Genomic DNA, 14,126 nt, shown 5'->3' on the forward strand with positions numbered 1-14,126 from the left:
GATGCGCCCGAACGACCCGCGACTGCGCGCCCAGCTGTCGGTAGCCCGGCGGCCGCTGGCCGTCGTGGTGGCCGCCGGGGTGCTGGGTGCGGTGCTGCTGATCGCCCAGACGTACGCCATCACCGGGCTGCTCATCTCCGCGATCCGCGACACGGGGTCGGTGAGCGGCTGGGCCCTGGCGGTCGTGGCCGTCTTCGCCGGGCGCGCCGTCGTCGGAGTGGTCTCCGACGTGGCCGGTGCCCGGGCCGCCGGTGTCGTCGGGGCGGACCTGCGGCGCCGGGTGGTCGGGGCGATCCTGCGCGGCCGGTCGGAGAGCTCGGGCTCGCTCTCGGCGCTGGCCACGCGCGGGGTCTCGGCCGCCGAGCCGTATCTGACGCGCTATGTGCCGGCGCTGGTGCTGGCGTGCGTGCTGCCGGTCATGGTGCTCGCGGTGATCGTCTGGACTGACCCGCTCAGCGGTCTCATCGTGGGGCTCACGCTGCCGCTGATCCCGATCTTCGGGGTGCTGGTCGGGCTCGCCACGCGTGACCAGGCGGCCAGCCAGTGGCGGGCGATGTCGGCCCTGGCCGGTCACTTCCTCGACGTGATGAAGGGTCTGCCCACCTTGGTCGCCTTCGGTCGCGCCACGGCCCAGTCGCGGGTCATCGCCACGATCACCGACCGCTACCGCCGCCGCACGCTCGAGACCCTGAAGATCGCGTTCGCCTCCTCGGCCGTGCTCGAGCTCGTCGCGACCATCTCGGTCGCCCTGGTCGCGGTGATCATCGGGGTCCGGCTCGCCGCCGGCTCGGTCGACCTGCAGACGGCTCTCGTGGTCCTGCTGCTCGCCCCCGAGGCCTACTGGCCCCTGCGTCGCGTCGGCACCGAGTTCCATGCGGCCGCCGAGGGTACGGCCACCCTCGAGGCCACCGCGGACTGTGTTGGTCTCGACACGCCTTCGCCTAGCGGCTCCGGCGGCTCGACCGACGCGCGCGGGCTCGAGCTCGGCAACGTGTCCGTCACCTATCCGGACCGCGAGCGGCCGGCGTTGGCGCCGGTCTCCGCGACGGTCCCCGCTCGGGGGATCACCGCGATCGTCGGGCCGAGCGGTTGCGGGAAGTCCACGCTGCTGGCGACGATCGCGGGTCTCCACGAGACGTACGCGGGCTCCGTCGAGCTCGACGGACAGACGCCGGCCGCGGGTGACGAGTGGCGACGACGGTTCGCCTACCTGCCCCAGCGTCCGGTGTTCGTCAGCGGCACGATCGCCGACAACCTGCGGCTGGGGTCGCCGGAGGCGACCGAGAGCGACCTGTGGCGCGTACTCAAGCGGGTAGCCCTCGCCGACCGGATCGCCGACCTCCCCGGCGGTCTCGGCGCCGACCTGGCCGAGGACGGCCGCTCCCTCTCGGCCGGCGAGCGGGCCCGACTGGCGCTGGCCCGCGTCGTACTCTCCGATCGTTCCTGGGTCCTCCTCGACGAGCCGACCGCCCACCTCGACCCCGACACCGAGCGGATCATCGCCGACACCGTCACCGACCTCGCCCGCGATCGAGCCGTCGTCCTCGTCGCCCACCGCGAGGCGCTCATCGACATCGCCGACCAGGTCATCACCCTCTCCGCCGAAACCCCGCCCGTCGAGGCGTCGCCCGCGTCGGCCGAGACGTCGCTCCCGTCGGTCGAGACGGCAACCGCTGACGTGTCGACCGACGTACCTGACGCTTCGGCCGACGTACCTGACGGCTCGGCGCGGGTGGCGCTGTGGGGGTCGGCAGTGGTCGGTGGTCTGAGCTGGGCATCGGGGGTGGCGCTGACGGCGCTGGCGGGGTGGCTGATCATCAAGGCCTCCTACCACCCGGTGATCCTGACGCTGGTGGCCGCGATGGTGGGGGTGCGTACGTTCGGGATCGCGCGGCCGGTGCTGCGCTACCTGGAACGGTTGTGGTCGCACGACAGTGCGCTGCGGCTGCTGGCCAAGCGACGGGTCGAGATCTACGACGCGCTGGTGCCGTTGGTGCCCGGCGCGCTGCCCGGCCGCAGGGGAGACGTGCTGGCCAGCGTCGTCGACGACGTCGACGCGGTGCTCGACGAGGAGCTGCGGGTGCGGCTGCCGATCCGGGAGTACGCCGTCGTGGCGGCCCTCGCGGTCCTGGCGACCGCGCTCATCGACCCCGTCGCCGGGGCCTTCACCATGGCCACGGTGGTGGCGGCGGGCGCCGCCTTCGGGATCGCGTACGCAGGCGCCGCACGCGCCGAGAACATCTCGGTCACGGTGCGGGCGAGGGTGTCCGAGCAGGTGGTGGAGGCGACCCAGACGGCGACCGAGCGCCGGATGTGGCAGGCCGGCGAGCCGGTGCTGCAGACCCTCGACGACCTGGCCGGCGCAGCCACCAAGGCGACCACGACAGCGGCCTCGGCCTCCTCGCTCGCCAAGGCCATCGTGCTGGTCACCGCCGGCGCGGCGGTCGCCGCGACCGCTGCCTACGCCACCGTCGGTGACGGACCGATGCTCGCGCTGCTCACCTTGGTCCCGCTGGCGCTGGCCGAGCCCGCGGCCACGCTCGCCGACGCCGGTGCGGCCCGGGCCCGCACTAGGGCCGCGCAGCGCCGGCTCGACGACCTCACCGGCCGCCCGCCGGCGGTCGTAGCCCCGGAGCACCCCGAGCGGCCCACCGACGACACCACGATCACGATCACCGGCGTCACCGCCCACCCCGGCGGCCAGACGATCGGCCAGAGTGTCGAGATCCCCGACCTGCACCTCGAGCCGGGCGCGCGGATCGGCATCGTCGGTCCGTCCGGCTCCGGCAAGAGCACCCTGGCCGCACTGCTGCTGCGCTTCCTCGACCCGGACACCGGCACGATCACGCTCGGCGGCCGGTCGACGCGCGACATGGACCCACAGGACGTACGGAAGATCGTCGGTCTCGTCGACGACGACCCGCACGTCTTCGCCTCCAGCCTCGTCGAGAACGTACGCCTCGCCAGGCCCGGAGCCACCGACGAGGAGGTCGAGCAGGCGATCCGGCGTGCCCACCTCGGCGACTGGCTCGATGCCCTCCCCGCCGGGATGCAGACCAGGCTCGGCGACGGCGCCGCCGAGGTCTCCGGCGGCGAGCGAGCAAGGCTGGCGGTGGCGAGGTCGCTGCTGGCAGGGCACAAGGTCCTAGTTCTGGATGAACCTTTGGCTCATCTGGACACCGCGACCGCCGCGTCGCTGGCGCGTGAGGTGCTCGCGCGGGAGGATGGCTCGACAGCTGGCGCAGAGCCTGGTCCGCATGGCGGCACGAAAACCGTATTGTGGATGACTCACACATCGACCGGACTGGGGCTGACCGATACCGTGGTCTCCCTTCAACGAATGGGGGAAGTGAGACGGTGTTGACCGAGACAAGGACGATCCGGGTCTACCTGCTCGACGACCATGAGGTCGTGCGCCAAGGGTTGACGACACTGCTCGACAGTCATGACGACATCGCCGTCGTCGGCCAGGGCGGCACCACCGCCCAGGCACGCGAGGACATCGACCGCCTCCAGCCGGACGTGTGCGTGCTCGACGCCCGCCTGCCCGACGGCTCGGGGATCGAGGTGTGCCGTGAGGTCCGTGCGGCCTACCCGGAGATGCTCGCGCTCATCCTGACCTCCTATGACGACGACGAGGCGCTCTTCTCGGCGATCATGGCCGGGGCCAAGGGGTACGTCCTCAAGGACATCCGCGGCAACGACCTGGTCGAGGCGATCCGCACCGTCTCCGGTGGCGGCTCGCTGCTCGACCCGCTGATGACCGCGAAGGTCATGGAGAAGATGCGCAACCCCGACGGTGAGTCGCCGCAGATGCAGGCGCTCACGCCCCAGGAGAAGCGCCTGCTCGCGCTCATCGGCGAGGGCCTGACCAACCGCGAGATCGCCGGGCGGATGTTCCTGGCCGAGAAGACGGTCAAGAACTACGTCTCCAGCATCCTGGCCAAGCTCGGCGTGCAGCGGCGCACCCAGGCGGCGCTGATGGCCAAGGAGCTGCTCCACCCCCGCCGGGGTCAGTAGGGATCAGACCCCAGCGCCCAACGGCACCTGCCAGACGAGCTCGGTGCCGCTGGGGGAGCGCGGGCCGATCTCGAGCTGGCCACCGAGCTGGACCGCGCGACAGCGGGCGTTCTTCAGCCCGCTCTCCTCGGCCTCCTCGGGGACGCCGCCGCCGTCGTCGCGTACGACCAGCTTGATCTCGTCGTCCTGAAGGGTCAGCTCGATCTGGGCGCTGTGGGCCTGGGCGTGCCGGGCGAGGTTGGAGACCGCCTCGCGCAGCACCGGCAGCAGGTGGTTGCGGACCGAGTCGGGCACCGCGGTGTCGACCGGCCCGGTGATCTTGATCTCCGGCGTGAAGTCCATGACGCCCGCGTACTCCCGGACGACCTCGCGCACCTGCGCGCGCAGCGAGGAGGCGTCGTGGTTGCTGAGGTCGAAGATGGAGCCGCGTACGTCCTTGATGGTCTGGTCCAACGCGTCGACCTGCTCCGAGAGCCGCTTGGGCAGGTCCTCGACCCGCTGCGGGTTGCGACCCAGGGTCTCGAGCTGGAGACCGATCGCGAAGAGGCGCTGGATGACCACGTCGTGCAGGTCGCGGGCGATCCGGTCACGGTCGGTGATGACGGCGAGGTCGGCCCGGTCCTCGACCGCGCGGAGGCGGTCCAGGGCGAGGGCGGCTTGGCCGGCGAAGCCGAAGAACAGCTCGCGCTCGTGCTCGTCGTGGGCGGCGCCGGCGTTGTCGTAGATCGCCAGCAGCGCGCCTCGGCCGGCGAGCGAGGAGCGCACCGGAGCGACCACGACGTAGAGTCCGTCGACCTCGAGGTCGAGCGGCTCGACGATGCGACGGTCGATCAGGAGCGGGACCTTCTCGGTGACCGCGCGGACCCGTTCCTCATGACCGGGCGCGGCAGCGACACCGGAGACGAGACCGTGCTCGATGCGGGTGCCGGCACCGACCCCGATCGCCCGCATCAGCGGCAGCGCGGTCTCGCACATCCGCTCGAGCGCGACCAGGTGGTCCAGCGGCGGGGTCAGGGCGCGGCTGAGCTCGGCGCTCGCCTCGAGCCACCTGCGGCGCTGCTCGCTGAGCTCGAGCTCGCGCACCTTGTCGATCTGGGCGCCGGCGGCGCGGGCGAGGGCGACGACGAGCTGCTCGTCGTGGCTGGTGAACTCGGCACCGCCGACCTTCTCGGACAGGAGCAGGTGGCCGAAGTCGCGGTTGTCGATGCGCAGCGGCACCTCGATGAACTTGCGCTTGCCTGGGTCGCCCGTACGCAGCGCGTGGTTGCCGCCGCCTTCAGAGGTGCGTGGGGTGACGAGCAGGAGAGGCTCGGGAGCGGTGATCCCCCTGGGCCGGGTCGTCGATGCCGGCTCGCCGTCGTCCTCGACGTCGACCCGAGCCCGGCGGCCGCGGCTCTTGCCCACGACCTGCAGCGTCGGCTCCTGCTGGTGGCCGTAGGTGATGAGGTTCTGCAGCTCGCCGTCGAGGCCGAGGACGCCGAGGGCGCCGTAGCTCGCCCCGGTCAGCTCACAGGCGGAGCGGGTGATCCTCTCCAGCATGGCGCTCAGGTCGAGCTCGCTCGACATCGCGATGACCGCGTCCAAGAGCGAGCGCGCCGATGGCTCGAGACCGGTCAGGTCCTCGGTCGCGTCAGTGGTCACTTGTCAGAGTCTGTCGTGCCGGACCCTGTCGCGTCCACATATCGGCAACAGTTTCTCCACTGTCTGCCTCAAACTCACGCGAATGCTTGCGTTTGGTCACTGACTCGCGATCTCGCCATCGACGTAGAGCCACCGTCCGGCACGCACCTCGAACCGGCTGTGCTCGGCGAGCACCCCGTCGCCCGACGGTGCCTGGTAGGACGCCCGGAACGCCACCCAGCCGTGGGTGTCGTCATCGAGCCCGGAGCCCTCGATCTGCAGCCCCGTCCACGTCAGCCGTGAGTCGGGTGCGGCCACGCCCAGGTCGTCGGGGCGGGTCCCCGGATGCCAGGTGCGGAAGATGTAGTCCCAGTCCCCGAGGGCGTACGCCGCGTAGCGGCTGCGCATCAGCTCCTCGGGAGTCTCGGCCAGGGCGCCGCCACGGTGCAGCCGGTGGCAGCACATCGCATAGCGCCGCCCGCTGCCGCACGGGCACTCCTCGGTCAGGGGCGATCCGGTGGCGGTGCGGCCGAAGGGAGACATGCGCCCCATTGTGTACTGGAAAGGGCGCATTCTCGTCGTAGGCCCTAAGCGCCCCGTCTATTGTGTGGGGGTGGCTCTCAGGCGCAAGCGGCTCGGGACGGCGGGGGTGCATCGGTGACGGATGTGAACATCTGTCTGCTGGGCCCCCTGATCGTCACGCGCGCAGGCGAGCCCGTGGAGGTCCCGGGACGACGTCCGCGCACGTTGCTGTCGTTGCTGGCCCTGGAGGCCGGCACCCCGGTCTCCGCCGACCTGCTCGCCGACCGGATCTGGGGCGAGGAGCTCCCCGACAACCCGCGCGGCAGCCTGCACACCTACATCGGGCGGCTGCGTCGGGTGCTCGGCAAGGAGGTCGTACGCCGCGCCGCCGGCGGCTACATCCTCGACCTGCCGCGCTCCTCGGTGGACGCGCTGGCCTTCATCGACCTGCTCGACGCGGCCGAGGGCCCGGAGGCCTACGACCGGCTCGAGGAGGCCATCGCGCTGTGGCGTGCCGAGCCGTTCGACGAGCCTTCCGGGGACTCGCTGGCCGAGCGCACCCGGCCGTGGCTGGTCGACCGCTACCTGGCCGCGCTGGAGCATCGCGCCGAGCTCGACATCGCCGCCGGCCGGGCTGCGAAGGCGGTCGCCGACGTGCGCCGGGTGGTGGGCGACCATCCCCTGCGGGAGTCCCTGTGGGTGGTGCTCCTGGACGCGCTGGACGCGGCGGGGCGTACGGCCGAGGCGTTGGAGTCCTATGAGGAGGTCCGGGCGCGGCTGGCCGACGAGCTCGGCGCCGACCCCGGCGCGGAGCTGCGTTCCACGTTCACCCGGCTGCTGACCGGCTCCTCGCCGGCCCCGGAGGTCTCCCAGGGTCAGGCGACCGTGCCCGCGCAGCGCGTCTCGGAGGAGGACATGGTTCCGAGGCAGCTCCCGGCCGACATCCCCAGCTTCTCCGGGCGTGAGGCCGAGCTCCGGCTGCTCGATGCGGTGACCATCTCCCACGACGCCGGCTGGCCGAGCGTGGTGGCCGTGCACGGCATCGGGGCGGTGGGCAAGACCGCGTTCGCGGTGCACTGGGCCCGCGCCCGGACCGAGCACTTCCCCGACGGTCAGCTCTTCATCGACCTGCGCGGCTTCGGGCCGGGAGAGCCACTCTCGCACGCCCAGGCGCTCACGACCCTGCTGATCGGGCTCGGCGTCGACGCCGCCTCGGTGCCGGCCGAGGTGGACGCGGCATCGGCCCTGCTGCGTACGACCCTCGCGCAGCGGCGCATGCTCCTCGTGCTCGACAACGCTCGCGACTCCACCCAGGTGCGGCCCCTGCTGCCGGGTGGTGACTCGCTGGTGCTGGTGACCAGCCGGAGCCAGCTGCGTGGTCTGGCGACCCGCGAGGGCGCCCGCCGGCTTGCGCTGGACACGCTCGCACCGGCGGAGTCGGCGGCCTTCCTGAGGCAGCGGCTCATCGACCGGACGGCCGACGAGGCGGACATCCGCGCCCTGGCGGATCGATGTGGACACCTTCCGCTGGCGCTCGCCGTCGCGGCCGAGCGCTGCAGCCGCTACCCCGACCTCCCGCTGACCGACCTGGTCGCCGAGCTCGATGGCGAGACCAGCCGGCTGGCGGCGCTGGAGGCACCGCTCGACCCCATCTCCGACCTGCGCGCGGTCTTCTCCTGGTCCTACGACTCCCTCGACGAGGAGTCGCGGCGTGCCTTCCGCCTCCTCGGCCTCCGCCCGGGTCATGAGATCGGGATGCCCGCGATGGCGGCGCTCTTCGCCGTCGACATCGCCGCCGCCCGGCGCCTGGTCGACAAGCTGGTCGACGCCAACCTCGTCCGCGAGCACCGCCCCGGACGCTTCGTGCTCCACGACCTGATCCGCGACTACGCCCTGGAGATGGGCTCCGAGAAGGAGTCCGGCGAGGCGCTGCTGCGGCTGGTGAGCTGGTACACCCACTCCCTCGTCGCGGCCTCTGAGGCCGACGGCCGGTCCTTCCGGCTGATGAGCCTCGACCCCGTGGTCGACGGGGTGACGCCGCTGAGCTTCGCCACCTCGCCGCAGGCCCGCGCCTGGGGCGACCGGGAGTGGCTGACCATGGGCAGCGCCGTACGTCTCGCCGTGCGCGCGGGGCTGCTGGGCCCTGCGTACCAGCTGGTCAACAAGATGTTCAGCCTCTCGATGCGGCACCCACCCGCCGAGACCATTCCCCTTCAGGAGCTCGGCCTCGACGCCGCCCTCCGCGCCGGTCAGCACGTCGACGCGGCCTACATCCGCAACCAGTTCGGGATCAGCCGGGCGCGGGTCGGCGACCTGACCCGGGCGATCTCGGAGTTCCGTGGCGCCGCCGAGGTCTTCCGCGAGGCCGGGATCGCGGCCGGCCTGGAGATGGCGCTGTCCAACTGCGGCCAGGCGCTCAGCATGACCGGCTCCCTCGACGAGGCCGTCTCGGTCCTCGAGGAGGCGTACGCCGTCGCGGATTCGGCCGGGATGGACGACCGTGCCCGCGCCAGCCTGATCGGGCTGGCCGAGGTCTACGTCCGGATGGAGCGCTACGAGGACGCCGTGCGGCTGGTCGAGGAGGAGATCGGCTACGCGTCGGTCGACGTCGACTCCTCCGCCTCGCCACGGATGACCTTGGTCGATGCCCTGATCGGCCTGCGGCGCTACGCCGAGGCCGAGACCCATCTGCGGCTGGAGCTGGCCCACCGCCTCGAGGAGCGCAACCGGTGGGGTGAGGCCAACGTCCTCGTACGCCGGGCCGTGGTCGAGCGCGAGACCGAGCGTGTCGCGCAGGCCCGGGCGACGCTCCACGAGGTCGTCGCGATCCTGGACGAGGTGGGAGAGCTCGACCGCACCGCGCTGACCCGGGAGCGGGTCGAGGAGCTCCTCGCCAGCGTCGGGTCCTCCGCATCCGCGGATCGGGACGTCGACGCCGAGGCCGCCCAGGGGTTGGGCGGCGGCGTAGCGTTGCGTCCGTGACTGCCGCACCCACGATCAGCACCCTCGGCCAGCTTCGCGCGAGTGGCCATGTGTTCAAGTCGCTCCGCGAGGAGATCCGCGACAACCTGCTGGCGAAGCTGGCAGCCGGAGAGGACCCCTGGCCGGGGCTGCACGGCCTGGAGGACACCGTCATCCCGCAGCTCGAGCGTGCCCTGATCGCCGGACACGACGTCGTCCTGCTGGGCGAGCGTGGTCAGGGAAAGACCAGGCTGCTGCGTACGTTGGTGGGGTTGCTCGACGAGTGGACCCCGGTCATCGAGGGATCCGAGCTCGGCGAGCACCCCTATGAGCCCGTCAGCGTGGGGTCCCAGCGGTTGGCGGCGACGGCCGGCGAGGCGCTGCCGATCGCGTGGAAGCACCGCTCCGAGCGTTACTCGGAGAAGCTGGCCACCCCCGACACCTCCGTGGCCGACCTGATCGGCGACGTCGACCCGATGAAGGTCGCCGAGGGACGCTCGCTGGGCGACCCGGAGACGATCCACTTCGGCCTGATCCCGCGCTCCCACCGCGGCATCGTCGCGATCAACGAGCTGCCCGACCTCGCCGAGCGGATCCAGGTCGCCATGCTCAACGTGATGGAGGAGCGCGACATCCAGATCCGCGGCTACGTGCTGCGGCTGCCGCTCGACCTTCTCGTGGTCGCCTCCGCGAACCCGGAGGACTACACCAACCGCGGCCGGATCATCACGCCGCTGAAGGACCGCTTCGGCGCCGAGATCCGCACCCACTACCCGCGCGAGCTCGCCGCGGAGATGGCGGTCATCCGGCAGGAGGCCGCCCTGGTCGCCGACGTACCCGACCACCTCCTCGAGATCCTCGCCGTCTTCACCCGTCACCTGCGCAGCTCCTCCGCGGTCGACCAGCGCTCCGGCGTCTCCGCCCGCTTCTCGATCGCGGGCGCGGAGACCGTCGCGGCCGCGGCCCTGCACCGCGCCACCGTCCAGGGCGAGGCCGACGCGGTCGCCCGCATCGTCGACCTGGAGACGGCCGTCGAGGTGCTCTCCGGCAAGATCGAGTTCGAGTCCGGCGAGGAGGGCCGCGAGGCCGAGATCCTCACCCACCTGCTGCGTACGGCCATCGCCGAGACCGTCCGCAAGTCCTTCCGCGGCCTCGACTTCGCGCTGCTCATCGACGCCATCGAGGACGGCCGCATGGTCACCACCGGCACCAAGGTCGCTGCCGCCGACTTCCTGGCCGGCCTCCCCGTCCTGGGCGAGTCCGACCTCTACGACCAGATCGGCGACCGCGTCTACGAGTCCACCGGCGGCCCCAAGAACGACGGCCAGCTGGCCAGCGCCATCGAGCTGGCCCTCGAGGGCCTGTTCCTAGCGAGAAAGATCGGCAAGGACACGGCTGATGGGGAAACGATCTATGGCTGAGCCGGGAGGCATCGGCAGGGGGTAACACGTCGTTCGTAGGACTACTCGCCCTATCAGAACGACCGGATAGACCTACGAACAGCGTGTTACATGCGTGAAGGAGCACCGACCATGAGCCGCTACAAGAAGTACGCCGGGGGTGACCCGCTCGCGCCACCGGTCGACATCGCCGAGGCGCTCGACGCGATCGGTGAGGACGTGATGTCCGGCTACTCGCCCGAGCGGGCGATGCGGGAGTTCCTGCGGCGTGGGGGACAGGACCAGCGCGGGCTCGACGACATCGCCCGGCAGGTCGCGGAGAGGCGCCGTGAGCTGCTGCAGCGGCACAACCTCGACGGCACGCTCGAGCAGGTGCGTGAGCTGCTCGACAAGGCGGTCCTGGAGGAGCGCAAGCAGCTGGCGCGCGACGTCACCATGGACGACGGCGACCGCGCGTTCCGGGAGATGCAGATCGACAACCTCTCGCCGAACACCGCCGCCGCGGTCAGCGAGCTCGCCTCGTACGACTGGACCTCGCGCGAGGCCCGCGAGGCCTACGAGGAGATCAAGGACCTGCTCGGCCGTGAGCTCCTCGACCAGCGGTTCGCCGGGATGAAGCAGGCGCTCGAAGGGGCCACGGACGAGGACCGTGAGGCGATCGCGGAGATGCTGCGCGATCTCAACGAGCTCCTCGACAAGCACAACCGCGGGGAGGACACCCCCGAGGACTTCGACGAGTTCATGACCAAGCACGGCCAGTACTTCCCGGAGAACCCGCAGAACATCGACGAGCTGCTCGACACCCTCGCGCAGCGCTCGGCGGCCGCGCAGCGGATGCTCAACTCGATGTCGGCCGAGCAGCGACGCGAGCTGATGGAGCTCTCCCAGCAGGCCTTCGGGTCGCCCGCGCTGATGGAGCAGATGGCACAGCTCGACGCCAACCTGCAGGCAGCGCGGCCCGGCGAGGACTGGTACGGCTCCGAGGAGTTCGGCGGCGGCGAGGGACTGGGCCTCGGTGACGGCACCGGCGTACTGCAGGACATCGCCGAGCTCGACCAGCTCTCCGAGCAGCTCCAGCAGTCCTACGCCGGCTCGCGGCTCGACGACATCGACCTCGACGCCCTCTCCCGTCAGCTCGGTGACGAGGCCGCGGTCGACGCGCGCACCCTGCAGGAGCTCGAGCAGGCGCTGCGCGACTCCGGCCAGCTCGAGCGCGGCTCCGACGGTGACCTCCGGCTGACCCCGAAGGCGATGCGCCAGCTCGGCAAGGCCCTGCTCCGCGACGTCGCGCAGCGGCTCTCCGGTCGCCAGGGCGAGCGCGACCTCCAGCGCGCCGGTGCGGCGGGCGACCTCTCCGGCTCCTCGAGGCCCTGGGCCTTCGGCGACACCGAGCCCTGGGACGTACCTCGCACGATCACGAACGCCGTCATCCGGGAGGTCGGCGAGGGCCGACGCGGCCCGGGTGTGCGGCTGAGTGTCGACGACATCGAGGTGCAGGAGACGGAGGCCCGTACGCAGGCAGCGGTCGCCCTTCTGGTCGACACCAGCTTCTCGATGGCGATGGACGGCCGTTGGGTGCCGATGAAGCGCACCGCGCTGGCCCTGCACACCCTGATCAAGAGCCGTTTCCGCAACGACGACCTGCAGCTGATCTCGTTCGGTCGCTATGCCCAGACGATGGAGATCGAGAAGCTGACTGCGCTCGACGCGATCTGGGACAAGGGCACCAACCTGCACCACGCGCTGCTGCTCGCCAACCGGCACTTCCGCAAGCACCCCGGCGCCCAGCCGGTGCTCCTGATCGTGACCGACGGCGAGCCCACCGCCCATCTGGAGGCGGGCGGTGACGTCTGGTTCTCCTACCCGCCGCACCCGGTGACGATCGCCCGGTCCGTCGAGGAGCTGGAGAATTCCCGCCGCCTCGGCGCCCAGACGACGTTCTTCCGCCTCGGCGACGATCCCGGTCTGGCCCGCTTCATCGACTCCATGGCCCGCCGCGTCGAGGGCCGCGTCGTCGCGCCCGAGCTGGACGACCTCGGCGCGGCCGTGGTCGGGTCCTATCTCGGGGACAGGACCGCGCGGCGTACGTCTAACTCCTACGGTGGCTACCCCGACGCCTTCGGCGGCCGCGGCTGGTGGGCCGGCTGAACCGAGTTAACTCGGTGAGCATCCGGCCGCGTAATCTGCGCTCGTGCCCGAGGAGACGCTGAACGTACTTGCCCTTCTCGCGATCGCGGCCCTGGCCGCCGGCTACGTGGACGCGGTGGTCGGCGGTGGCGGGCTGATCCAGCTCCCGGCGCTGCTGCTCTTCCTTCCCGGCGCCGCGCCGGTGCAGATCCTGGCGACCAACAAGCTGGCCTCGATCTTCGGCACCTCGATCAGTGCGGCGACCTATTACCGGCGGGTGGGCCCGGACCCGAAGACGTTCATCCCGCTCATGATCCTCGCGTTCGCCGGGTCCGCGCTGGGCGCGGGCGTCGCCTCCTATCTCCCGGAGAGCGTCTTCGAGCCCATCGTCCTGATCGCGCTGATCCTGGTCGGCGCGTGGGTGCTCTTCAAGCCGTCCCTGGGCGAGGCGACCGAGTTGAGGTACGACGGTCACCGGCACCTGATCGGCGCGATGGCGGTCGGGTTCGCGGTCGGCTTCTACGACGGTGCGCTGGGCCCCGGGACCGGCAGCTTCCTGGTGATCGGGCTCGTCGGCCTCCTGGGCTACTCCTTCCTGGAGGCGAGCGCGAAGGCGAAGATGGCCAACGTCGCCACCAACCTCGCCGCCCTGGTGGTCTTCATCCCGCAGGGCGCGGTGCTGTGGAAGACCGGCCTGGTGATGGGTGTCTGCAACCTGATCGGCGGTTACCTCGGAGCGCGGACGGCGGTGGCGAAGGGCGCCGGGTTCGTACGCGTCTTCTTCATCGTCGTGGTCGCCGGGTTCATCATCCGTCTCGGCGGCAGCGTGCTGGGGATCTGGTGAGACCGTGCACTACCTGACCATCGGCCGCGACGGCGCCGCCGAGATCGAGGAGAAGCGGTCCCGGTTCCTGTGCACGCTCGTCCGGGTCGAGGACGAGGCCGACGCGCGGGCGGTGGTCGAGCGGCTGCGCAAGCAGCACTGGGACGCCCGCCACACCTGCTCCGCCTTCAGGATCGGCCCGCCGCCGCAGCCGGTCGAGCGCTCGAACGACGACGGCGAGCCGGCCGGCACCGCCGGGGCGCCGATGCTCGAGGTGCTCCGCGGCGCCGGCGTCTCCGACACGGTCGCCGTCGTGACTCGCTGGTTCGGCGGAACCCTGCTCGGCGCGGGTGGCCTCGTCCGGGCCTACTCCGACGCCGTCCGCACCGCGCTCGACGAGGTCGGCACGCTACGGCGAGAGCTGGTCCGGGAGTACCGGATCGAGGTTCCGTACGATGCCGCCGGCCGCCTCGAGACCGACCTGCGATCTGCCGGTGTGACCGTCCTCGACACTGCCTATGGGACCGCCGTGACCCTGCGGATCGGAGCTCCTCCGGAGGACGAGAACCGACTGGAATCGTTGCTCGCCGAGCTGACCGCCGGAGCATCGTCGCTGGTCCCAGGCACGGACCGCTGGGTCGACCGCTGACTCG

At 71.4% G+C, this 14,126-nt stretch carries 9 protein-coding genes; 7 read left to right on the plus strand and 2 right to left on the minus strand.

Going from position 1 to position 14,126, the window contains the following annotated elements:
• Position 1 precedes the first annotated feature (1 nt).
• Both cydD and ABZY89_RS14835 read left to right on the plus strand, forming a co-directional pair.
• Positions 2–3,364 (plus strand): thiol reductant ABC exporter subunit CydD, encoded by a 3,363-nt coding sequence (gene cydD / locus ABZY89_RS14830; RefSeq protein WP_355228291.1) that lies wholly within the window; start codon positions 2–4, stop codon positions 3,362–3,364.
• Positions 3,358–4,020: a response regulator transcription factor gene (locus ABZY89_RS14835; RefSeq protein ID WP_350662111.1), complete on the plus strand. Its 663-nt coding sequence runs from the start codon at positions 3,358–3,360 to the stop codon at positions 4,018–4,020. The genes cydD and ABZY89_RS14835 overlap by 7 nt, the downstream gene beginning before the upstream one ends.
• Before the next feature lie 3 nt (positions 4,021–4,023).
• Here ABZY89_RS14835 and ABZY89_RS14840 read toward each other — a convergent pair whose 3' ends face one another.
• Together ABZY89_RS14840 and ABZY89_RS14845 are read right to left on the minus strand one after the other, a co-directional pair.
• On the minus strand, positions 4,024–5,661 hold the full coding sequence (locus ABZY89_RS14840) for a histidine kinase (protein ID WP_355228292.1): 1,638 nt from the start codon (positions 5,659–5,661) through the stop codon (positions 4,024–4,026).
• A gap of 96 nt (positions 5,662–5,757) precedes the next feature.
• A complete protein-coding gene (locus tag ABZY89_RS14845; protein WP_355228294.1) occupies positions 5,758–6,183 on the minus strand; it encodes a YchJ family metal-binding protein in 426 nt (141 codons plus the stop codon).
• 114 nt (positions 6,184–6,297) lie between these two features.
• On the opposite strand from ABZY89_RS14845, the gene ABZY89_RS14850 reads away from it, so the two are divergent.
• The 5 genes from ABZY89_RS14850 (at position 6,298) to ABZY89_RS14870 (ending at position 14,122) form a co-directional block, all read left to right on the plus strand.
• A complete protein-coding gene (locus tag ABZY89_RS14850) occupies positions 6,298–9,144 on the plus strand; it encodes a BTAD domain-containing putative transcriptional regulator (RefSeq protein ID WP_355228295.1) in 2,847 nt (948 codons plus the stop codon).
• Entirely contained in the window at positions 9,141–10,544 is a 1,404-nt protein-coding gene (locus tag ABZY89_RS14855; protein WP_355228297.1) for a magnesium chelatase, read from the plus strand. Before ABZY89_RS14850 ends, ABZY89_RS14855 begins: the two co-directional genes overlap by 4 nt.
• Before the next feature lie 111 nt (positions 10,545–10,655).
• Complete coding sequence (locus tag ABZY89_RS14860) at positions 10,656–12,671, plus strand: VWA domain-containing protein (protein WP_355228299.1); 2,016 nt, start codon at positions 10,656–10,658, stop codon at positions 12,669–12,671.
• 43 nt (positions 12,672–12,714) lie between these two features.
• Positions 12,715–13,494 (plus strand): TSUP family transporter, encoded by a 780-nt coding sequence (locus tag ABZY89_RS14865; protein WP_355228300.1) that lies wholly within the window; start codon positions 12,715–12,717, stop codon positions 13,492–13,494.
• 4 nt (positions 13,495–13,498) lie between these two features.
• On the plus strand, positions 13,499–14,122 hold the full coding sequence (locus ABZY89_RS14870; protein ID WP_355228302.1) for a YigZ family protein: 624 nt from the start codon (positions 13,499–13,501) through the stop codon (positions 14,120–14,122).
• The last annotated feature ends 4 nt before the right edge of the window (positions 14,123–14,126 follow it).

The organism is Nocardioides sp. NPDC006303 (assembly GCF_040613175.1).
Taxonomy (GTDB): domain Bacteria; phylum Actinomycetota; class Actinomycetes; order Propionibacteriales; family Nocardioidaceae; genus Nocardioides.

Bases quoted from the DNA above. Each gene is read 5' to 3' on its own strand.
- cydD (WP_355228291.1), top strand. From the start codon at position 2: ATGCGCCCGAACGACCCGCGACTGCGCGCCCAGCTGTCGGTAGCCCGG.
- ABZY89_RS14845 (WP_355228294.1), bottom strand. From the start codon at position 6,183: ATGTCTCCCTTCGGCCGCACCGCCACCGGATCGCCCCTGACCGAGGAG.
- ABZY89_RS14860 (WP_355228299.1), top strand. From the start codon at position 10,656: ATGAGCCGCTACAAGAAGTACGCCGGGGGTGACCCGCTCGCGCCACCG.